The sequence below is a fragment of the Paraburkholderia sp. IMGN_8 genome (assembly GCF_038050405.1).
Taxonomy (GTDB): domain Bacteria; phylum Pseudomonadota; class Gammaproteobacteria; order Burkholderiales; family Burkholderiaceae; genus Paraburkholderia.
In genome coordinates, this window is record NZ_CP150901.1 from 2953809 (window position 1) to 2975023 (window position 21215).

At 62.5% G+C, this 21215-nt stretch carries 21 protein-coding genes; 4 read left to right on the forward strand and 17 right to left on the reverse strand.

Annotated elements, in window-relative coordinates; translation table 11 throughout:
• Positions 1 to 35: 35 nt before the first annotated feature.
• Genes WN982_RS34470 through glnT form a run of 4 tightly spaced genes read right to left on the reverse strand, consistent with a single transcriptional unit; the run spans position 36 to position 4408 of the window.
• A complete protein-coding gene (locus WN982_RS34470) occupies positions 36 to 1397 on the reverse strand; it encodes an FMN-binding glutamate synthase family protein (protein ID WP_341316480.1) in 1362 nt (453 codons plus the stop codon).
• A 25-nt stretch (positions 1398 to 1422) separates the two neighbouring features.
• On the reverse strand, positions 1423 to 2112 hold the full coding sequence (locus tag WN982_RS34475) for a protein glxC (protein ID WP_341316481.1): 690 nt from the start codon (positions 2110 to 2112) through the stop codon (positions 1423 to 1425).
• Positions 2100 to 3008, reverse strand: coding sequence for a glutamine amidotransferase family protein (locus tag WN982_RS34480; protein WP_341316482.1), 909 nt, complete (start codon positions 3006 to 3008; stop codon positions 2100 to 2102). Before WN982_RS34480 ends, WN982_RS34475 begins: the two co-directional genes overlap by 13 nt.
• Before the next feature lie 11 nt (positions 3009 to 3019).
• On the reverse strand, positions 3020 to 4408 hold the full coding sequence (gene glnT / locus WN982_RS34485) for a type III glutamate--ammonia ligase (protein ID WP_341316483.1): 1389 nt from the start codon (positions 4406 to 4408) through the stop codon (positions 3020 to 3022).
• Between the two features lie 224 nt (positions 4409 to 4632).
• Here glnT and WN982_RS34490 point away from each other — a divergent pair, with 224 nt between their 5' ends.
• The gene (locus tag WN982_RS34490; RefSeq protein ID WP_341316484.1) at positions 4633 to 5235 is read left to right on the forward strand and encodes an XRE family transcriptional regulator; all 603 of its coding nucleotides are present in this window, start codon (positions 4633 to 4635) and stop codon (positions 5233 to 5235) included.
• A 354-nt stretch (positions 5236 to 5589) separates the two neighbouring features.
• On the opposite strand, the gene WN982_RS34495 is transcribed toward WN982_RS34490, so the two are convergent.
• The gene (locus tag WN982_RS34495; protein WP_341316485.1) at positions 5590 to 6555 is read right to left on the reverse strand and encodes a LysR family transcriptional regulator; all 966 of its coding nucleotides are present in this window, start codon (positions 6553 to 6555) and stop codon (positions 5590 to 5592) included.
• A gap of 186 nt (positions 6556 to 6741) precedes the next feature.
• Here WN982_RS34495 and WN982_RS34500 point away from each other — a divergent pair, with 186 nt between their 5' ends.
• Genes WN982_RS34500 through WN982_RS34510 form a run of 3 tightly spaced genes read left to right on the forward strand, consistent with a single transcriptional unit; the run spans position 6742 to position 9672 of the window.
• Positions 6742 to 7929, forward strand: coding sequence for an FAD-binding oxidoreductase (locus WN982_RS34500; protein WP_341316486.1), 1188 nt, complete (start codon positions 6742 to 6744; stop codon positions 7927 to 7929).
• Between the two features lie 31 nt (positions 7930 to 7960).
• On the forward strand, positions 7961 to 8734 hold the full coding sequence (locus tag WN982_RS34505; protein WP_341319513.1) for an electron transfer flavoprotein subunit beta/FixA family protein: 774 nt from the start codon (positions 7961 to 7963) through the stop codon (positions 8732 to 8734).
• Positions 8731 to 9672, forward strand: a complete 942-nt coding sequence (locus WN982_RS34510) for an FAD-binding protein (protein ID WP_341316487.1) — start codon at positions 8731 to 8733, stop codon at positions 9670 to 9672. The genes WN982_RS34505 and WN982_RS34510 overlap by 4 nt, the downstream gene beginning before the upstream one ends.
• 65 nt (positions 9673 to 9737) lie before the next feature.
• On the opposite strand, the gene WN982_RS34515 is transcribed toward WN982_RS34510, so the two are convergent.
• The 12 genes from WN982_RS34515 to WN982_RS34570 all read right to left on the reverse strand — a co-directional run bounded on the left by WN982_RS34515 (position 9738) and on the right by WN982_RS34570 (position 21114).
• Positions 9738 to 10664 (reverse strand): flavin reductase, encoded by a 927-nt coding sequence (locus WN982_RS34515; protein WP_341316488.1) that lies wholly within the window; start codon positions 10662 to 10664, stop codon positions 9738 to 9740.
• Between the two features lie 68 nt (positions 10665 to 10732).
• Complete coding sequence (locus WN982_RS34520) at positions 10733 to 11554, reverse strand: alpha/beta fold hydrolase (protein ID WP_341316489.1); 822 nt, start codon at positions 11552 to 11554, stop codon at positions 10733 to 10735.
• Entirely contained in the window at positions 11544 to 12131 is a 588-nt protein-coding gene (locus WN982_RS34525; protein WP_341316490.1) for an amino acid synthesis family protein, read from the reverse strand. The genes WN982_RS34520 and WN982_RS34525 overlap by 11 nt, the downstream gene beginning before the upstream one ends.
• A 207-nt stretch (positions 12132 to 12338) precedes the next feature.
• Entirely contained in the window at positions 12339 to 13022 is a 684-nt protein-coding gene (locus WN982_RS34530) for a GntR family transcriptional regulator (protein ID WP_341319514.1), read from the reverse strand.
• Positions 13023 to 13123: 101 nt separating this feature from the next.
• The gene (locus WN982_RS34535; protein ID WP_341316491.1) at positions 13124 to 14206 is read right to left on the reverse strand and encodes an ABC transporter ATP-binding protein; all 1083 of its coding nucleotides are present in this window, start codon (positions 14204 to 14206) and stop codon (positions 13124 to 13126) included.
• Positions 14203 to 15000 (reverse strand): ABC transporter permease, encoded by a 798-nt coding sequence (locus WN982_RS34540; protein ID WP_341316492.1) that lies wholly within the window; start codon positions 14998 to 15000, stop codon positions 14203 to 14205. The genes WN982_RS34535 and WN982_RS34540 overlap by 4 nt, the downstream gene beginning before the upstream one ends.
• 1 nt (position 15001) lies before the next feature.
• A complete protein-coding gene (locus WN982_RS34545; RefSeq protein WP_341316493.1) occupies positions 15002 to 15886 on the reverse strand; it encodes an ABC transporter permease in 885 nt (294 codons plus the stop codon).
• A 35-nt stretch (positions 15887 to 15921) separates the two neighbouring features.
• Complete coding sequence (locus WN982_RS34550) at positions 15922 to 16914, reverse strand: ABC transporter substrate-binding protein (protein ID WP_341319515.1); 993 nt, start codon at positions 16912 to 16914, stop codon at positions 15922 to 15924.
• Between the two features lie 112 nt (positions 16915 to 17026).
• Positions 17027 to 17341, reverse strand: coding sequence for an NIPSNAP family protein (locus WN982_RS34555; protein WP_341316494.1), 315 nt, complete (start codon positions 17339 to 17341; stop codon positions 17027 to 17029).
• A 10-nt stretch (positions 17342 to 17351) separates the two neighbouring features.
• Complete coding sequence (locus WN982_RS34560; protein ID WP_341316495.1) at positions 17352 to 18824, reverse strand: aldehyde dehydrogenase; 1473 nt, start codon at positions 18822 to 18824, stop codon at positions 17352 to 17354.
• 47 nt (positions 18825 to 18871) lie between these two features.
• On the reverse strand, positions 18872 to 19918 hold the full coding sequence (locus WN982_RS34565; protein WP_341316496.1) for an LLM class flavin-dependent oxidoreductase: 1047 nt from the start codon (positions 19916 to 19918) through the stop codon (positions 18872 to 18874).
• A gap of 296 nt (positions 19919 to 20214) precedes the next feature.
• Complete coding sequence (locus tag WN982_RS34570; protein WP_341316497.1) at positions 20215 to 21114, reverse strand: LysR substrate-binding domain-containing protein; 900 nt, start codon at positions 21112 to 21114, stop codon at positions 20215 to 20217.
• Positions 21115 to 21215 lie beyond the last annotated feature (101 nt).

Below are 21215 nucleotides of genomic sequence, written 5' to 3' on the forward strand. Positions count from 1 at the left end.
CTTTTCCACAGTCAAAAATCTCGAAACAAATTAATTCATCTGGTCCATCCGGGAATCCACGAAGTACCCGCGAGCGGCACGCGCGCCATCGCCGCGGCCTCGACCGTCAACGCGACGAGATCTTCCGGTTCGAGGTGATGGACGTTCTGCTTGCCGCACGCACGCGCGATCGTCGTCAGTTCCATGTTCAGCGTCTTCAGGTAGTTCCGTACGCGGCGCGAGCCTTCATCCGGCTGCACACGCTGTTCGAGCACCGCGTCCTGCGTGGTCACGCCGACCGGGCACTTGCCCGTGTGGCAGTGATGGCAGAAGCCCGGCGACGTGTTCAACGCCGCGTAGTCCGCCGCCGCCGAATGCAGCGCGCCGTTCTGAAAGTACGTGTCGCTGTTGCAGCCGAGCGCCATCAGCATGCCTTGGCCAATCGCCACCGCGTCCGCGCCGAGCGCCAATGCCTTCGCCACGTCAGCACCGGTGCGGATGCCGCCCGATACGATCAGCTGTACCTGGCCTTTCATATTCAGATCTTCGAGCGCGTCCACTGCCTGACGAACCGCGGCCAGCGTCGGAATGCCGACGTTCTCGATGAAGCAGGTTTGCGTCGCCGCCGTGCCGCCCTGCATCCCGTCGATCACGACGACGTCCGCGCCCGCATGCACCGCGAGCTTGACGTCGTTGAACGTGCGGGTTGCGCCGACCTTCACGTAGATCGGTTTTTCCCAATCGGTGATTTCGCGCAGCTCCTGAATCTTGATCGCCAGATCGTCGGGGCCGGTCCAGTCCGGGTGACGACTCGCCGAACGCTGATCGACGCCGGCCGGCAACGTGCGCATCGAGGCGACGCGCGGATTGACCTTCTGCCCGAGCAGCATGCCGCCGCCGCCCGGTTTCGCGCCCTGGCCGATCACGATTTCGATCGCGTCGGCGCGGCGCACGTCGTCCGGGTTGAAGCCGTAGCGCGACGGCAGGCACTGATAAACCAGCGTCTTCGACGAGCGGCGTTCTTCCTGCGTCATGCCGCCGTCGCCGGTGGTGGTCGAGGTGCCCATCGCGGTCGCGGCCTGGCCGAGCGCTTCTTTCACGTTCGCGGACAGCGCGCCGAAGCTCATGCCGGCAATCGTGATCGGAATGTCGAGCACGACCGGTTTCCTGGCGAAGCGGGTACCGAGCACTGTCTGCGTCGCGCATTTCTCGCGATACCCTTCGAGCGGATAGCGCGACAGCGATGCGCCGAGAAACAGCAGATCGTCGAAATGCGGCACGCTGCGTTTCGCGCCCAGACCGCGAATTTCATAGAGGCCGCGCTGCGCGGCCGAGTGGATATAGTCGATCGTCTTGCGGTCGTAGCCTTGCGACTCTTCCTGCTGCAAGCGGGCGAAGTGAACGGGTTTGGCTTCCATGGGGACCTTCTTCGAGAGCGTGTGTTCAATATTCCTGGTTCGCTTCGGCGTTCCAGTGATAGAGCGTGCGAGCGGAGGCGATCCGTTTGAACGAGGCCGGGTCGTGGTCCATGCCGGCGGCGGTGAGCAGTGCGCGCACCGCGTCGAGATCGGCTTGTGTCATCGGTTCGTATTGCGCGTCCGCGCCGAGCGATTTCACTTCGCCGCGCACGTACAGCACCGCTTCGTAAAGCGAGTCGCCGAGCGCATCGCCCGCATCGCCGCAGATCACCATGCGCCCGGCCTGGGCCATGAACGCCGAGAAGCTGCCCACCGATCCGCCCACCACGATGTCGCCGCCCTTGAGCGAAATACCGCAGCGCAGGCCCGCATCGCCGTCGATCACCAGCAGGCCGCCGTGCGCCGAAGCGCCCGCGCCGTTCGATGCAAAACCCTTTACGTGCACCTTGCCGCTCATCATGTTTTCAGCGACGCCGGTGCCGGCGCTGCCGTCGATCTCGATCGTCGCGTGTTTGTTCATGCCGCCCGCGTAATAGCCGGCGTGACCGGCGATCGTCACTTTCACCGGCGCATCCACACCGACCGCGAGGTTGTGCGCACCGTTCGGTGCGACCACGGCAACCACCTGCCCTTCCAGTTCGCCGGCCGGTTTGTGCAAAAACTGATTCAGCTCACGGACCGTCGTGCGCTCCAGATCGAATGTCAGGCTTTCCATACATACATCTCCTCAGGTGCAGGTTCGAAGACCTTGGCGTTCTTGATATCGGGCAGATGCGCGAGCGAACGGAACTCGGAAGCGATGGCAACGTAGTCGTCGTTTTCCGCGACCACCGCCGGCTTGCACGCGAACGGGTCGCGAATCAGCGCGAGTTCGGTCGAGGTGCCCATCAGGAACGTGTAGAAGCCGTCGAGTTCTTCGAAACCTTTTTGCAATGCGACCGGCAGCGTGTCGCCTTCACGCAACCGCCATTCGAGAAAGCGGCAGGCGGCTTCGGTGTCGTTGTCGGTATCGAAGTGAATGCCTTGCGGTTCAAGCTTGCGGCGTACGCCATGCGCGTTCGACAGCGAACCGTTGTGGACCAGACAGAAGTCGTCGCCCGCCGTGAACGGATGCGCGCGGTCCGGCGTCACCGCCGACTCCGTCGCCATGCGCGTGTGACCGACCAGATGCGAGCCCTTCAGATTCGCAAAGTCATAACGCCTGGCGACTTGCGACGGCGAGCCGATATCCTTGTACAGATCGATCGAGCGTCCGCTCGACAGCAGATACAGCTTCGGATAGCGTTCGCGCAGCCACGTCTTCACGCGTTCTACGTTGCCTTGCACCGTCAGCACGCCATGATTGCCTTTCGAGTCGATACGCGCGGTGACGTCCATCGCCGCGTTCAGCGCCTCCACCAACGGCTGCCACGCGAAATCCGCGCCTTCTTCGGTGAAGCCCGCGTAGATGCTCAGCTTGCGCTGGCTCGCATCGACCGATTTGCCGAATACCGCAAGGCCCGCAGAATCCGGTCCGCGCTCGGTCATGCCGATCAGCATCGGCACCATCAGTTCGCCGAGCCGCTCGCGCAGTGCCGGCGTCTTCACCAGCAAGCCTACGATTCCGCACATAGTGGTTCTCCTTAGAAAAATTCGAGGTAGGTCTTCAGTTCCCAGTCCGAAACGTGGCGCATGTATTCGAGCCACTCCATCCGCTTGAGCTTGAGGAATTCATCGGCAACCGGACCGAGCGCATCGCAGATCACGCGGTCGCTTTCGAGTGCGTCGAGCGCCTGCTCGAGGTTTTGCGGTAGCACGCCGATGCCGTGTTCAGCCAGGCGCGCGGGCGACCACTCGTACAGGTTTTCGTTAGCCGGCTCGCCCGGCGACATGCCGCGGTCGATGCCGTCGAGTCCCGCCGCGATCACCGCCGCCGTCGCGAGATAGGGATTGCATGCGCCGTCGGGCAGCCGCAGTTCGATACGCTCGCCAGGCATGCGCACCATCGTCGAACGATTGTTGTCGCCGTAGCTGATGTAGGCCGGCGCCCACGTCGCGCCCGTCAGCGAGCGGCCGACGACGAGGCGTTTGTACGAGTTCACCGTCGGATTGCACAGTGCGGTCAGCGCCGGCGCGTGCGCGAGCAGGCCCGCCGTGAACTGGTAGCCGAGCGACGAGAGGCCCATGCCGAGCTTGTCCGAGGGATCGGCGAACAGGTTGCGCTCGCCGTCGCCGATCGACATATGCATGTGCATGCCGTTGCCGGGACGGTTCGCGAACGGCTTCGGCATGAACGAGCAGATCATGCCGAGTTCATTGGCGATCTCGGAGGCCGCCATCTTGAAGAACACGTAGTGATCGCATGACGTCAGGCAATCGGTGTACGTGTAGTTGATTTCGAACTGACCGTTCGCGTCTTCGTGATCGATCTGATAGACGTCGATCCCGACCGCGCGCATCGACTCGGTGAGCTTTTCCAGGAAGTCGCGTGTACGCGAGAGGCCCTTGTAGTCGTAGCACGGCTTGGCGAGCGTATCGCTCGGATCGCATGGCTCCAGCGCGCCGGACGCCGAACGGCGCAGCAGCGAGAATTCCGGCTCCAGACCCGTGAAGAGCGTCCAGTTGCGCTCCGTCATCCGGGCGACCTGTTTCTTCAACGTGACGCGCGAATCGTATTGCCACGCTTCGCCATCCACGTGACCGTCGCAGACGATCCGTGCCAGGCCCGGCTGCCACGGCACCGGCGTGAGCGTCGCCAGATCGCCGACGGCCATGTAGTCGGGTCCGTTCGGCTCGATGCCGACACCCCAGATCGCAAAACCCGCGAAACCCGCGCCCGCTTTCAACACGCTCTTCAGATGACTGACCGGCACCGATTTCGCCTTGGCCACACCGTGAATATCGACAAACTGCGCCAGCACGTACTTCACGCTCTGCTGCGTCAGATAAGCTTGCGCCTCTTCCGCCGAGCCGAAGCGGGGCACGCATCCGAGTTCGTTGACCGGCAGCTTGCTCGCATCGTTCAGGTTCATCGCCACTCCTTGCAACTACATCCTTCGTGGTTTGGAAAAGCCACGCGCAACGCATGTGGCCAGACTATGCAACACGCTTTTGAACGCCGGTCGCGGCGCGCTTCAAGCTTGTCTTCCATCAAGCTGGAACTTTATTGGCGAGCAACAAAGATTCTCCAGGTGAAACTCTTCGCGCGCGACCCGGCGCTGCAATCTGCTACGCTTTCCTTTTCCGTGAGGCCTACATGCAAACCGGTGAAGACAACAAAACGCCGCTCGAACGCTACCTCGGCATTACCATCCGCGAACTACGCCAGCGTCACGGCCTGACGATCGCCCAGGTCTCCGCGCAGGCCGGCATCAGTCGCGGCATGCTCTCGAAGATCGAGAACGCGCAGACCTCCGCGGGCCTCGAGGTGCTCAACCGCATCGCCCTGGCGCTCGGCGTTTCGCTCTCCACGCTGTTCCGCAATTTCGACGTGCCGCAAGGCGGCGCACAGCTCGTCAAAAAAGGCGCCGGCATGGAGGTGGTCCGCAAAGGCACCAAACGCGGTCACACCTATCACCTTCTTGCTTACGACCAGGGTCCGCGCAAGCTCTTCGAGCCCTTCCTGATCACGATGGAGGACGAGGCCGAACGTTTTCCTGTGTTCGAGCACCCGGGCACCGAATTCATCCACATGCTCAAAGGCGTGATCGAATACCGCCACGGTCAGCAAACCTACATCCTTCATCCCGGCGACACGCTGACCTTCCAGGGTGAGATACCGCACGGTCCTGAGCGTCTGATCAAGACGCCCATTCAATTCCTGTCGATCTTTGTGTATCCGCAGTCGAGTGCTGACTGATCTCTCACTGCTTCCGGTCACGACCGCTGGGTAAACTCAATGCAACGTTTGTGCCATGTTTATCTGCGTGAATCAAAAATTCCCACCAATAAACGCCTTGCGCGCAATAAGGCTTTGTCGGCATTCAGGCTGAAGGGCTCGCCGGCTCGACTGCGGTGCACATCTTCGTTGCGGCTGGTGCGACTTTGCACAAGAACGAGGTGTGCGGTTAAGCAGCGTCAAAAGCAACGCTTATACAAAGCGGCGTTATAGCGCCTGAACTGCGTGCAGCGAAGCCTCGAGCATGCGTTGCAAATCCGGTTGCACCTTCGCGGCGCACGCGTCAACGGCCACTCGCGATCCACGTTCCTCGTGTCACCGCAAGGCGTCGTCCGGCAAATCGGGCAGCGCCCGCGCAAGCGACGGCTGAATCGCGTTATCCAGCACGCCGCGCGTCAGCATGACGATGTCGCCGGCGAACCGGTCCCATTCACCCTGGCGGTGCAACAGAAAGAAATCGCGCCGCCCGAGACGGCTCGGCGGCAACGGCATCACCGCGATATCGTCCAGATAGTGGCGCGCCTGCCACAGACACAATGGCGTCGAAATCGCAAAACCCACACGCGCCGCCACCAGACTCAGCAGCGGATCGGTCGCGTCGAATTCGTACCGCCGCGGGCTGTTGATGCCCAGATGCCGCGCGAAACGCTCGATCTGCTGCCCGATCACCGAGCGCGCCGTATAGCGGATCAGCGGCATTTCCAGCGCGAGCGTGCGCCAGTCGATATTGCGGCGCCCGCTCAGATAGCTGCGCGCAACCACTACGACAAATGCCTCGGAAAACAGCGGCACTTCGACGATCCGTGCGTCGTTCAGCGTAGTCTGCGTGCAAATCGCTATATCCAGTTCCCGGTCGTGCAGTTGCTTGCTCAGGCCCGGCGTCAGGCCGGACCACATCGAAATCTGCCGCTCCGAATTCGACACCGCGCGGATCAACTCTGGGCCGACGGTCGCCGCGAATGAATCGACACAGCCCAGCCGCACCGGCATCTTGCCCGTATGCGACGCATCGCCGATGCGGGCGCTGACCATCTGCGCATGCTCGATCAGCGGACCCGCCAGTTCGAGCAGCGCGCGCCCCGCCACGTTCGGCCGCGGCGGGCGGCTCTCGCGGTCGAACAGCGTCAGGCCCTGGTCGCGCTCCAACGCGGCGATCGACTGGCTGACCGCGCTCTGGCTCACGCCCAACTGTTTTGCCGCGCCCGTCATCGAGCCGCTCTCGCAGACGGCGGCGAATGCCTGCAGCGCGCGCAGGTCGATCGGGGTCGGGGTTCGTCTCATGGAATGCTCCGCTCGCGTTGGTGACTTGCCGGTCATCCTGTGCGGCACGAAAGCATGGTGCCGATGTATGCAGGGCCGGTGTTCAGGATGAGAAATTGCATTGAGTCGCCATAAGTTTGCCTAATACAAAATTGGCGCGCCCGGCGTTTTCCTAGAATTCGCCTCATTGCCCACACAGAGGTCCACATGAGCCACTACGATTTCATCGTGATCGGCGCTGGCGTCATCGGCGCGTCGGTCGCCCATCATCTCGCCGCACAGGGCGCGCAGAGCGTGCTGGTCATCGAGCAGGGCACGATCGGCGCGGGCACCACCTCGCAGTCGTCCGGCCTGCTGCGCACGCATTATTCTGTGCACCAGAATGTGGAACTGGCGCGCTCATCGTGGTGGGCGTTCAATAATTTCGCCGAATATGTCGGCGACGACGAAGCATCCTGCGGTCTCGTCAAATGCGGCTACCTGATCTGCTCGCCCGAGGGCGACAAGCTGGAGCCGCTGCGCGCCTCGCTCGCCACACAGCAGGACATGGGCATCGATGTGCAGTTGCTCGACAAGGGCGAGGCGCGCGAGCGCCTGCCGATCGCGAGCTTCGACGATGCCGCGCTGATCGGTTTCGAACCGGAAGCGGGTTTTGCCGATGCCTATCTTGTCGCCACCGGTTTTGCCCGTTCGGCGCGCCGGCGCGGCGTCAAGATCATGGAAGGCGTCGCGGTAACGGGCCTCATCCGCGAAGGACGCCGGATCACCGGCGTCGAGACGAGCGCCGGAAACTTCGGTTGCGGCACCCTCATCAGCACGCAGAACATCTGGACGCCGGAACTCGCCGGCTGGATCGGCGTGCCGCTGCCGGTCAAGCCGGAGCGTCACACGGTGCTCGCGCTCGAATGCGAAGGCGCCGCGTACTCGTTCAGGATGCCGGCGTTCAAGGACCTGGGCTCGGCCGGCATGCTCTATTACCGCAGCTACGGCGGCAGCCAGATGCTCGTGTCCGAAGGCGTGGTCGGCGAAACGCTGAACTCGCCGGAAACGGAACAGGGCGATATCTCGCTCGACTATGTCGCCGAAGTCGGCGCGCAAGTCGCCGAACGCTTCCCTGCTTACGAAGCCGCGGGTCTGGCTTCCTCGTGGACCGGCGTCTACGACGTGACGCCCGACTGGAATCCGGTGTTGGGCCGGGTCGCCGATATCGAGGGACTCGTGGTCGGCTTCGGCTTCTCCGGGCACGGCTTCAAGCTCTCGCCGGGCATCGGCAAGATCCTCGCGCAGCACGCGCTCGGTCAGCCCACCGATGTTTCTCTCGCGCCCTACGCCCTCGACCGGTTCGCCAGCGGCGCTCTGCTGGTTGGCAAATACGGCTCCGGCGCGGTCTCCTGATTCCCAATCGATGGACGCTCCAGTCATGACAATCAACATTCTGGTTCCAGTCAAACGTGTGGTGGACGCGAATGTGCGCGTACGGGTCGCCGCAAACGGCTCGATCGACACCACCGGTCTCAAGATGTCCCTCAATCCGTTCGACGAATGCGCGGTCGAAAAGGCATTGCAACTCAGGGAAGCCGGCGCCGCATCGAAGGTAACGGTGATCACGTGCGGCACGCAAGCCAGCCAGGATGTCTTGCGCACGGCGCTGGCGATGGGCGCGGACGACGCAGTGCTGATCGACACTTCGACGGCGACTTCCACGTTGGATTCGCTGGCCGTAGCCCGCCTGCTGAACGCCCACATGGCGACTCGCGCATACGGCCTCGTGCTGTGCGGCAAGCAGGCGATCGACGGCGATATCGGCGGCGTCGCCGCGATGCTCGCCGCCCTGCTCGACTGGCCGCAGGCGTTGAACGCCAGCACCCTTTCGGCGGATGGCGCAGGCTGGGCCGTTACGTGCGGCGACGACACCGGCACGGCGACGTGGCTGCTCGAGGGTCCGGCTGTCGTCAGCGCCGATCTGCGCCTCGCCGAGCCGCGCCGCGTGACCTTGCCGAGCATCGTCAAGGCGAAGCAGAAGCCGCTCGCGATCGTCGATGCCACCACGCTGGCCATCGACCTGACGCCGCAAAGCCATATCGTGAAGCTCAGCGACCCGCCGGTTCGTCAGCCCGGCATCAAGGTCGCCGACAGCGCCGCGCTAATTGCAGCGCTCACGGAACGACGTGTGTTCGATCAAGCAGGAGTCCCCGTATGAGAAGCCTTGTCGTAGCTGAAAGCGAAAACGGCCGCGTGGCCGACGCGACGCTTCGCGTCATCACAGCGGTCATGCAACGCGGTCTGTCGGTCGATGTGTTCTTGCCGGATGCCTCGCTGGCATCCGCAGTCGAAAAGATCGCCGGGATCGAGCGCGTTCTCGTGATGGCAGGTGCTGTGAGCGAGTGCGTTGTGCCTGAAACGCTCGCCGCGCAACTGCACGCGATGCACGGACCGTATTCGCTGATCGCCGCGAGTCATCGGACGCTCGGTCGTAGCGCCCTGCCGCGCGCGGCCGCGCTGGTGGGTGGCGCGTTCATTCCGGATGTGATCGCTGTAGAAGGTGAAGGCTCTTATGTCCGCAGCCTCTACGCAGGAAGCGTCGTTGCCAACGTGAACACGGCGAGCGCCGTGACGTTCGCGACGTTTCGCGCATCGTCATTCGCGCCCGCTGCCGACAGCGGCGGCAACGGCCTGCGCGTAACGGTCGAAGCCATCGCGGGCTTTAGCAGGACGAAGCTTGTCGAACGCCAGGCCTCGGCACAGACCGGCCGCGAATTGCCCGACGCGCGGATCGTCGTCGCGGGCGGGCGCGGTCTGGCATCGAAGGACAACATGGAACGGCTCGGCGAACTGGCGGAAAAGATGGGCGCGGCGCTCGGCGCATCGCGCGCCGCGGTGGATGCCGGCTACGCGCCGAATACCGCCCAGGTCGGGCAAACCGGCAAGATGGTCGCGCCCGACGTCTACCTTGCATTCGGCATCTCCGGTGCGATTCAGCATCTGGCCGGGATGAAGGACTCGAAGACCATCGTCGCGATCAATAAAGATCCGGACGCACCGATCTTTTCAGTCGCGGACATCGGGTTCGTGGGCGATCTGTTCAAGGTGGTGGGCGAGATCGAAGCGCATGTCGGCGCGGGAGGCGCGAGCCGATGACGCTTCATCTGCCGGGCAAGTCAAGCTCGTCGAAGACCGCTTCCAGCGCATCCCGCTCTCCCCTTCTACACGCTCGCGAGCAGCGACTGCACCGTACCCGATTCGACATCGCCGACGTAGATACCGAACGCATCTTCGGTACGCTCCTTCACATAGCGGCACAACATCGACTGAACAGCAGGATCGCGAATCTCATCCCAAGGTATTTCGCTGAGCGGGACGTAACGGATCCCGCCAGCGGCGGGCGCCTCATCGACAATACGGCCGCGATAATAGATGTGCGTGACGCCTTTATCCTCGAAGACTGCGAACAGGAAATCCAGATTTGCATTCAGGCGGTAGCCGCCAAGCACACCGCGCAGACTCGCCGCATCGGAAGCAGGTTCGAGGCGCGTGCCGGTCGGCAACTGTAGCCCCGCCGCCGTTTCAATCAGTATCAGCCCGCGTGGATGTTCGAGAATCGCCCCGACCTGAGCACGCTGTGCGGTCGCGGCGAGCGCCTCCTGGGACAGACTGAAGTCGACATACGCGCCCCGGCAGTAGCCCAGCGGCGTCGCGCTCGTATTCGTAAAGTCCGCCACGCGGCCAATCAGAATGATGTGATCGCCCGCATCCACCACCTGATGGGTCTCGCAATCGAAACTCGCCGCCGCACCGTCTATCAACGGGCTTCCAGTCTGACGCGCATGCCAGGCAACCTGCGCGAACTTGTCCGCGCTCTTCGACGCGAACACGCCCGAGACAGGCCTCTGATCTTCGGCCAGCACGCTTACCGCGAAACGCTGCGTTTGCGAAAACACCGGATGGCTCGACGCGGTCTTGGCAATGCACACGAGGATCAACGCGGGGTCGAGCGAAACCGACGTGAACGAGTTCGCAGTAAAGCCGCGCGGCGAGCCGTCCGGTTGAATGGTCGTCACGACGGTCACACCGGTCACGAAGGCGCCCAGCGCCCGGCGGAATTCAGCAACATCGAAAACGGATTCGCCCATGGTCTTGCTCCTCAAGATAAACAACTCCGGTCCGGACCCGGATCACTTACTTCATTTCTCGCTTCGCTTCATTTCACTTCGCTGAAAAAACGCAGGAGCCGCTGATTCACCACCGACGGTGCCGTCACGTTCATCATGTGCCGTTGGTTCGCGACGATCTCGGCGCGCGCGTTGGGCGCTGCGGCCGCCATCGATTGCGACATCGCCGGACTTGAGTTCGGATCGCACTCGCCGGTCATGAAAAGCGCCGGCACGGTAAGTTGCGGCAAGCGGCCAACATGTGCCCGATCGGAACTGGCAAAGAGCCGGTAGGTTCGCGCATAGCCCTCCGGATTGACCGACTCCAGCAACGAACGCACCAACTCCGCGACTTCGGCGAGATGCCCTGGCACCGGATCGTCGAACCAGCGCGCAATCGTCGCGTCGATGCTCGGCTGTTCGATGCCGCCGGTTTCAAGCGACGCCGCTCGCTGCATGACCGCGGCCCGCTGCGTCGGCGTGCGGTCGTAGACCGCATTGAGCGCAACGACACTCGACACCCGCGCCGGATAACGCAACGCGAATTCCAATGCGATCAGCGATCCCATCGAATGACCGACCACATGCGCCGACTCGATCTGTAAATAGTCGAGCAGCGCGGCCAGTTGCGCGGCGTATTCGTCGAGGGTCGGCTCGGCCGCCGGCAGACGGCTCGCACCATGTCCCAGCACGTCGTAAGACACCACCCGAAAGTGCGCCTGCAACTCGGCCACTTGCGGCGCCCACACGCTGCGGTTCATGCCTACGCCGTGAATCAGCACGAGTGCGGCACCCTCGCCTGCCACGTTGTATGCCGTGCCGTCGAACGTTCCGCTCGTCGACGCACGCTCGATGACGGTTTCATGCTTCATTGGATCCGAGCTCCTTCAGATCCTGATAACGGTCGCCGATGCGGTGATGCGGCCGGCCGCCGATCGACGCGCCCAGCGCGATCACGAGTTCGTCGGGCGCGGGCGCATCGACGATTGAGAACTGGACAGTGAGGTAATGCGAGCGCATGCCTTCGTCGCCCTTGTGCATCAGCGGAATCGTCACCGGACAATTGGGGCCGCCGCGCAGATTCGTAAAGCTCAGATAGCTCTTCGCGCCGACAGCCTCACGGAACTTGTTGCCGAAGCGCAGTGTATGGATCAGCGCCGACGCATGCTCGATCTCGCCCGACGTACCGACGATAGCCGCCTTCCCATAGCCTTCCACAGCTGCACCGGACCCGGCGATGCGCAGGATCTCGGCCGTCAGGATCTCGCCCAGTTGCGGCGCGAGCCCGTGAATCTCCGGCTTCAGGTCTTCGACAAAACCGCGTCCCGCCCAGGGATTGCGCAGCACGGCGGCAGCGGCGAAGAGCTTCAGCGGCTTCGAAGCCGCTTTACCACCTTCGATAAACGTGTCTTCCACATAGGTGACCAGCTTGCGAATCTCGAGCTTCATCAGACTTTCTCCGTGGGCAAATGCGCCATGGCCTCATGCGATAGCGCCTTCGATGTATTATGGTATTCCATATTATTGTACGCAAGAATTTTCAGGCGTCGACGGGGTTTACGCGAGGGTTGACGAGAATGCCCCGCAATTCGCGGGCGAAAAAAAGCCGTCGGAATCGACGGCTCGATAGCTTCCTGCCTGCAGCAGCAGTCAGAATCAGTCGCTTGTCGCGGCTTCCTTTTCGGCGAGCGCCGCCATGGCGATGCCGGCGGTACGTCTCACGTGTTCAAGCGACGCGGCAGCCGCCGCGTCACCATCTTTCTTGGCGATGGCCGCGAGCAACTTGTTCATCTCGCGATTCGAATCCGTACCTCGCCCAGGCGATGAAATCGTCATCGAGCGAAGCTGGTTGATTCGCGCGTTCAGCGACTTGACCACCTGATGCATCATCAGCTTCTGGCCGCCGGTGAACATCGTTTCGTAGAACTGTTCGGTGTTGAGCAACACGCGCTTGAAATCCGCCTTGTCGAACGCGTCCTCGATCTCCTTGCGGATGTCGCGCAGTTGCTTCAACAGCGCAGGCGTGGCACGTTCTGCACAAGCACGCGCTGCTTCCGACTCCAGCAGCGCGCGGATTTCGTAGATTTCCTCGACCTGCGCCGGATCGAGTCTTGCGACGATCGGCCCTGAATGTGAGCCGGTTTCGACCAGACCTTCCGTTTCGAGGTGGCGCAATACCTCGCGGACTACGGTGCGGCTCACGCCTAGTTGATCGCACAGCGTACGCTCGATTAAGCGATCGCCGGGTCGATAAAAGCCCTGAGAAATGGCCTCGCGCAATTTCTCAAGAGTCAGTTCGCGCAGCGTCGGCGCACTGCGGTCGACACGCATTTGATCCATCATGGCTCTCTCTCGTCTCCGGGCGACATCCGGATATAGTGGTTTTTGGAATCCCATAGTATCGCATAGGCGACACCTGGAAAATCCATACCTCGCGCTGCTCAGACAGGAAAGACCCGGGCGCTCACGCTATCCCAGTCGAGCCACGCTTGCGCACCAACCGCCAGGTTCGCTTCCCGCAAACCGGCCGGCGCGCGCACAGCGATCTCCTGTGCCCACGGCGTCGCCACCGAATAGTGCATCGTGTCGCCCAGATAGGTGACATCACGCACCGTCACCGGCAAACTGCCGTCGGCGCTTTGCACGGGCTGCGCACGAATCGTTATCTGTTCGGGACGCAGCATCAACGCACCGTTGCTGCCGGCACTCAGCGTGCGATCGAAACTGCCCACCTGTACCGGCTTTCCGTTAGGGAACACCGCATGCGAACCGCCGTTGCTGCCCGCCAGCGTGACCGGCAGAAAATTCGAATTACCGATGAAACTCGCGACGAAGCGCGATGCCGGCTGTGCGTAAAGATCTTCGCCGGTGCCGACCTGCTCGATACGCCCTTTGTTGAATACCGCAATCCGGTCGGACAGACGCAAGGCCTCCTCCTGATCATGGGTCACGTAGAGAATCGTCACGCCGGTTTGCTGATGAATGCGGCGCAACTCGGTCTGCAACTCCTCGCGCAACTTCTTATCCAGCGCGGAAAGCGGTTCGTCCATCAACAGCACTGGCGGATCATAGGCCAACGCGCGGGCGATCGCCACGCGCTGCTGCATCCCGCCCGATAGCTGACCCGGCATACGGTCGCGGCAATCGCCGAGATGCACGAGCTTGAGCATCTGTTCGACCTTCGATTTCACCTGGGCGTCAGACATGCGCCGCACGCGCAGCGGAAAGGCCACGTTTTCGCCGACGGTCAGATGCGGGAACAGCGTGTAGCGCTGAAACACCATGCCGATGTTGCGTCGATTCGGCGCGACCGACAACAACGATTTTCCGTCGAGCAGCACGCGCCCCTCGGTAGGCGACTGGAAGCCCGCGACAATATAAAGCGTCGTACTCTTGCCCGAACCCGACGGTCCGAGAAAAGTCATGAACTCGCCCTTCTTGATGTCGAGCGAAACTTGATCGATGGCCACGACCTGATCGTAGGTCTTGCGAAGCCGTTGAATCTGCAGAAACGGTGAGCTCACGATTTACCTCGCTTGAGTACAAGTCCTAGCAACATCAGCACGACGGTCAGTCCGACCAGCAGCGACGATGCAGCGGCAATCACCGGCGTCAGATCCTGCCGCAACGTGCTCCAGATTCGCACGGGCAGCGTCTGCAGCGTCGGGCTAGCCATGAAAATGGACACCACCACTTCATCCCAGGAAGCGAGGAACGAGAAGATCGCCGCCGCGAACAGGCCGAGACGAATGGCGGGCAGCGTGACGCGCCATTTCACTTCGAACGGCCCCGCTCCGCAAATCAGCGCGGCATCTTCGAGCGTGGTGTCGAAGCTTTCCAGCGAGTTGCTGATCGCGATGATCGAAAACGGCAGCGCGATGATCAGATGCCCGATCACGAAGCCGACCAATGTGCCGGTCAAGCCGATGCGCAGAAAGAACGCGTACAGCGCGACCGCAAGCACGACGACCGGCAACACCATCGGCGTGAGAAAAAAAGACTTGAGCAGCGCCCTTCCGCGGAAATCGCCGCGGGTCAGCGCGAGCGAAGCGAACAGACCTAGCGTGACCGACAACACCATCACGACGAGGCCCAGTTCGACGCTGGTCATCAGCGAATCGAGCCAGCCAGGATCGGAGAGCAATAGGCGATACCACTGGAGGGTCCAGCCAGGCGGCGGAAACATCAGCCATTGCGAATTGCCGAACGACAACGCGACGATGAACAGCACAGGCAACAACAGGAATAGCGACACCGACGCGCCAATGGCCAGGAGCAGCCAGCGCAGCGGTCCGAGACGATCGAAATCGAGCAGCATGTCAGTGAACTCCTGACGCACCGGCCGCGCGCTCGGAAAAGCGCAATTGCAGGGCATAGAGCGAAAGCGTGACGAGCAACAGGACAAAGGCCGCGGCGCCCGCGAGACCCCAGTTCAGCAATTGCTGCACCAGTTGCGCGATCAGTTCGGCGAGCATCATATATTCCGGGCCGCCCAGCAGCGCGGGCGTGACGAAGTACCCAAGCGCCATCACGAACACCATCAGCGCCCCGCTCGCAATGCCCGGCATCGCGAGCGGCACCAGCACCCGCCAGAAGGCTTGCCAGCGGCTCGCCCCGCAGATGGCGGCAGCCCGCAGCGTGGTGGGATCGATCGCGCGCAGGGTGGCGTGCAGCGGCATCACGAGAAACGGCAGCATGATGTAGGTCATGCCGATCGTGACGCCGGTCAGGTTATTGACCAGAGTAAGCGGCGCATCGATCACCCCGAGCCACATTAGCAGACGGTTGATCGGCCCGGTTTGCTGCAGCAGCACCATCCATGCAAACGTGCGCGCCAGCAGGTTGGTCCACATCGAAAGCAGCAGGATCGCGAACACCAGCTTGCCGATCCAGCGCGGCGCGATGGCCAGCAACCATGCAGTCGGAAAGCCGATCACAAGCGTCACTGCCGTCACTACCGTGGCCACGAAGAACGTGTTGCCGAACACTCTCAGGTAAGTCGTCGAACCGAACAGCTGCGTATAGTTCTGCAAGCCTGGGCTCGGTTCCAGCACGCTGTGAAGCAGCAACGACAGCACCGGCAACAGAAAGAACACCACCAGCAGCAGCACGGCCGGCAACACCAGCCGGGCGGTCCTGAATCCGGCGCCTAGCTGCAGCTTGCCCACCGCGGGCTCGGCGACGGTACTCAATGCATTCGACATGACGACTCCCTCGATGTGTTCGGCCCGCAACCGCCTTATTTCGATTGCCACGCATACCAGCGCTTCGCAATCTCGTCGCGATGGTCGGCCCAGTACTTCATGTCGAGGTTGATTTGCGTCGCCTTATATTGATCAGGCTGCGTTTTGGCGACATCGGCGGGCAGCAGCGCCGCCGATTTCAGATTGATCGGCGCATAACCCGTTTCAGCAGCGAAATTTGCTTGCGCCTGCGGGCCGGTTGCGCTCGCGAGGAACTTCATCGCCTCAGCCTTGTGCTTCGCGCCTTTCGGCACCACCAGCATATCGGCGGCTGTCAGGTTCTGATTCCACGACACGCCGACATCCACGCCCGTCTGCTGCAGCGCATGCAGACGACCGTTCCAGAACACGCCGATCGGTGCTTCGCCCGAGGCCATCAGTTGTTGCGACTGCGCGCCGCCGCTCCACCAGACGATCTGGCTTTTGATCGTGTCGAGCTTCCTGAACGCGCGATCGAGATCGAGCGGATAGAGCTTGTTCGGTGGGACGCCGTCGGCCAGCAAGGCGACTTCGAGCACGCCCGGCGCCGACCATTTGTAGAAGGTGCGCTTGCCGGGGAAACGCTTGGTATCGAACAGGTCCGCATAATTGGCAGGGCTGCCGCTCTTGAACGCCGCCTTGTTGTAGCCGAGCACGAACGAATAGTAGAAGCTGCCCACCGCCCCCGTCGACGTGAAACGCGGATCCAGGTCGCTCTTGTTTACCACGGAATAATCGATCGGTTCGACGAGTCCGTCGCGCAGCGCCGCATAGGCGAAATCGCCTTCCACGTCGACCACATCCCATTGCACGTTGCCGCTATCGACCATCGCCTTGAGCTTGCCGTAGTCGGTGGGGCCATCCATCAGCACCTGAACGCCGGACGCCAGGGTAAACGGCTGTGCCCAATTCTTCTGCTGCGCGGATTGCGTCGTGCCACCCCAACTGGCGAACACGATCGGCGCATCGGCTGCGAAAACGGACGCGGCAGCCGAGACGATGGCCGTCATCGCGACTGCGCGGGCAAGACCAAGGGCTCGCCGACGTAGTACTTCTTTCATGAGGATTACTCCTTAAAGTGAAAACGCCGCCTCCGGAAAGGATCGACAGCGAACGGCTTTTTTATTTGAGCGGTGAGAACGAGGCAGGCTTCATGATCTTGCTCTCCATTGTTTCCAGCAGCGCCTGGATCTTCGGTGAGAACGCCTGCCACGCCGGATCTTCGGCGAGGCGCTGACGGCGCGCCTCGCGTTCGTCGAGACTCGGATAGGCCCACATATGAACGATCTGGTTCAGAGGCCCGATCTCCGAAAAGAAGTAACCCACCAGTTCGCCAAGATGGTGCTTCTGCAACTCGATACCTTCTTCTTCGACGAGTTTCAGATAGGCCGGAACGGCACCGGTCCTGATCTTGTAAGTGCGGATTTCGTAAAACATCGTGCCCTCTTCAGCGCATGACGAAAGGATCGGCGATCGGCTCGTCCGAGGTTCGGATCCAGACAGATTTGGTGCGGGTGTAGTCGAGTACCGCGTCGAGCCCGCCTTCGCGGCCCAACCCGCTCAGCCCGTAGCCGCCGAACGGGACGATCGGCGAGACGGCGCGGTAGGTGTTCACCCAGACAATGCCCGCGCGCAGCCGGCGCGTGAGACGGTGCGCGCAAGTGAGATCGCGCGTGAACACGCCCGCGGCGAGCCCATACTTCGTGTCGTTGGCCAGCGCGACGGCGTCGGCTTCCGTGTCGAAGCTCATCACGCTCAGCACCGGTCCGAACAGCTCCTGCGCCACGCTCGGCACCGTGGAGTCAGGACAGTCGACGATCGTCGGCTCGAAGAAAAAGCCTTTCTCGTGCGCTGACGGGCGAGCGCCGCCGGTCAGCAGCGTGGCGCCTGCAGCGAGGCTGGCGGCGAGAACCGCCTCAATATGGTTGCGCTGCCTGAGCGTGGCAAGCGGTCCCATCTCGGTAGCCACATCCTGCGGATCGCCGATTTTGATCGCTTGAGCTTTCTCGACGAGGCGAGCCACCAGACGATCACGAATGCCGCGTTGAACCAGGAGCCGCGAGCCCGCGACACAACTCTGCCCCGTCGCCGCGAAAATCCCGGCGATCACGGCGTTACTGACACTTTCCACGCTGGCGTCATCGAAGACCAGCACCGGCGACTTGCCGCCCAGTTCGAGCGAAGTCGCGGCCAGGTTCTCCGCCGAATTGCGCACGATATGACGCGCCGTTTCCGGACCCCCGGTAAATGCGATCTTCGCCACCAGCGGATGACTCGTGAGCGCGCGGCCGCAGTCCGCACCGAAGCCCGTCAGGATGTTCACCACGCCCGCGGGGAAACCGGCCTGATGCACGAGCTGCGCAAAAGCGAGCAGCGGCGCGGGGCCCTCCTCGGACGCCTTGATCACGATCGTGCAGCCCGCTGCGAGCGCCGGACCGATCTTCACCGCCGAGAGAAACAGTTGCGAATTCCACGGCACGATGCCCGCGACCACACCGACCGGTTCGCGGCGCAGAAACACGTCCATGTCGGGCTTGTCGACCGGCAGGCAGGCCCCGTGAATCTTGTCGGCGATGCCGGCGTAATAACGGTAGTACTCGGCGACATAACCGATCTGGCTGCGCGTCTCACGGATGATCTTGCCGGTATCGGTCGTTTCGAGCTCTGCGAGCTCCTGCGCGTTTGCCGCGACGAGGTCGGCGAGCCGGTACAGCAGCTTGCCGCGCTGACTCGCGGTGAGGCCGGCCCATTCGGGCGCGAACAACGCGCGGTCGGCGGCCTGCACGGCGCGATCGACGTCGGCTGCGTTCGCCGCGGGCATCGTTGCCCACACGTCGCCGGTGGCCGGGTTGATGCTCTCGAAGGTCTCGGCGGCGTCGCTGAACTCGCCGTCGATGTAATGCTGGAAAGACTTCAACATGGAATCGGCTCCTCGTGGCTGGATGTCGTAGCGAAGAACATCCACCTTCAGCCGCGGGCCTCGAACGCGGGCATCACGTTCGAGATGAACAGTTCGAGCGACTTGCGCTTGCGCTCGAAGCTCATATTGCTGTCGAGCCAGAAGCTGTATTGATCGAAGCCGAGTTCTTCATACTGTTTCAGCCGCTCGACGACAGCCGCCGGCTGACCGATCACGAGGTTCTTGCGAATCTGTTCCGGCGCGTATTGCGGGAACGACGCGATGTCCTCTGCCGTAAGCGATTCGATGAAGCCTTGCTTGACCGGCCGCTCGTTCTTGAACCACTTGCTGAAATAACAATAGAAGCGGCTCAGATCTTCCACGGCGGCGTCCACTTCGGCCGGATCCGTGCCCACAAAGGTGTGCATCAACATCATGATCTGCGGCCGCGGCACCTCGGGATTCGCCTTGCAGGCCGCGTTGAAGCGCTCCATCAGACTGACCACTTCGCCATCGCCCGCTGCCAGCGAGGTGACCTGCACGTTGCAGCCGTTGCGGACCGCGAACTCGTGCGAATTCGGATCGCGGGCCGCGAGCCACATCGGCGGAATGGGTTGCTGGACCGGGCGCGGCACCGGCGTGGTGGACGGCCAGGACCAGAATTCGCCTTGATGCGCGTAGTCCCCCTTGAAGAGCTGCCGCAGCGCGGGCACCAGTTCACGCATCCGGGCGCCTGCGCCGAATGCATCGAGGCCCGGCGACAGACGTTCATATTCGAAGGAGTAGGCGCCGCGCGCGATGCCGAGGTCGAGCCGCCCATTGCTTGCGACGTCCACCATGCCAGCCTCCCCGGCGAGACGAATCGGATGCCAGAAGGGGGCGATGACCGTCCCGGTGCCGAGCCGAATTGTTTGGGTGCGCGCCGCGAGATACGAAAGATTGAGGAACGGATTGGGCGCGATCGTGAATTCCATCGCGTGATGCTCGCCTATCCAGGCGGTCTCGAACCCGCCTTTCTCCGCGATCTGGACCAGCTCGGTGAGCTCATCGAAGAGTTGCCGGTGCGGTGTTGCCGCGTTGTACCGCTCCATGTGCAGAAACAACGAGAATTTCATGATCGACCCTGTATGCAGGAAAACGACGAATCAGTCGTGCCGCGGGCGCTGTGGACCTGGGCGCCCCGCTTCGTGTCGACCGCTAGAATGTCGCGGTTGGTATTACGGTATTCCACCAAATGGCTCGGCGCAAGCATTTCAATATTATGGTATTCCATAATATTGAATGTGGGTGTCTGCTGATCTGGCACCGTTAGAGTGGCTGCCCTGCGCCGGTAGCGGAACCGCGCCGTGCGTCAGTGGTGGGAGCACGCGGACAAGATTTGCACTCCGGATCAATCACCCGCGTGAAGAGGTCACCCCGGACCGATTTCGCCCGCAAGCTCAGCGAACAACGCCTCCTGCGGCGACAGTTCACCCGCGCGCAACACCAGCCACATCGCGGAGCGCGCGCCTTTCTCGCGCAGCGGCCGGTACGCCACGCCATTGACGTCGATGCTGCGCAGGGACGCCGGCACGAGCGCAACACCGAGGCCGGCCGCCACCAACCCTACGATTGTCGGCGCCTCCCGTGCTTCCTGCGCAACCTGCGGTGCAAAGCCGGACTGCCGGCAAAGGGCGATGATCTGGTCATACACGCCGGTGCCGCTCTCGCGTGGATACATGACGAACGCCTCATGCTTCAGCGCGTCCACGGAAAGCGCCGCCCGGCTCGAAGCCAGCGGGTGTTGCGGCGGCAGCACCGCCACCAGGGAGTCTTCGAAAAGACGTGTCGCCTGTAGCGTCGGCGGCAGGTCCGGCCGTTCCGTGCCGCGCACGAACGCGACCTCCAGTCGCCGTTCGAGCATCGCCGTCAATTGCTGCCGAGTGGTCAACTCTTCCAGCCGCAAGTGCATCCCCGGCAAACGACGCCGGTATTCAAAAATCAGTTGCGGAATGATGGTGCTGAATGCAGCCGAGCCGGTGAAGCCCACCCGGAGCTCGCCGAGTTCGCCGCGCTGGGCCCGCTGCGTCACGATGCCGGCCCGCTCCGCCTGCGCAACCAGTGCGCGTGCTTCGGGCAGCAGCGCCTTGCCCGCCGCTGTCAACTCCACGTGCCGGTTACTGCGCTCGAAAAGCCGTGCGCCCAACTCCTCCTCGAGCACACGAATCTGCTGGCTGAGCGGGGGCTGCGCCATGTTCAGACGCACGGCTGCCCGCCCGAAATGCAACTCCTCGGACAGCACGATGAAATAGCGAATACGGCGTAGATCCATGATATGAATTATGTATCATTTCCTGCGAAATCGATATTGGACATCGATATAACGCGGTTCGATCATTCATGCTTGAAAGCAACTTTTTCGGTTGGAGTGAT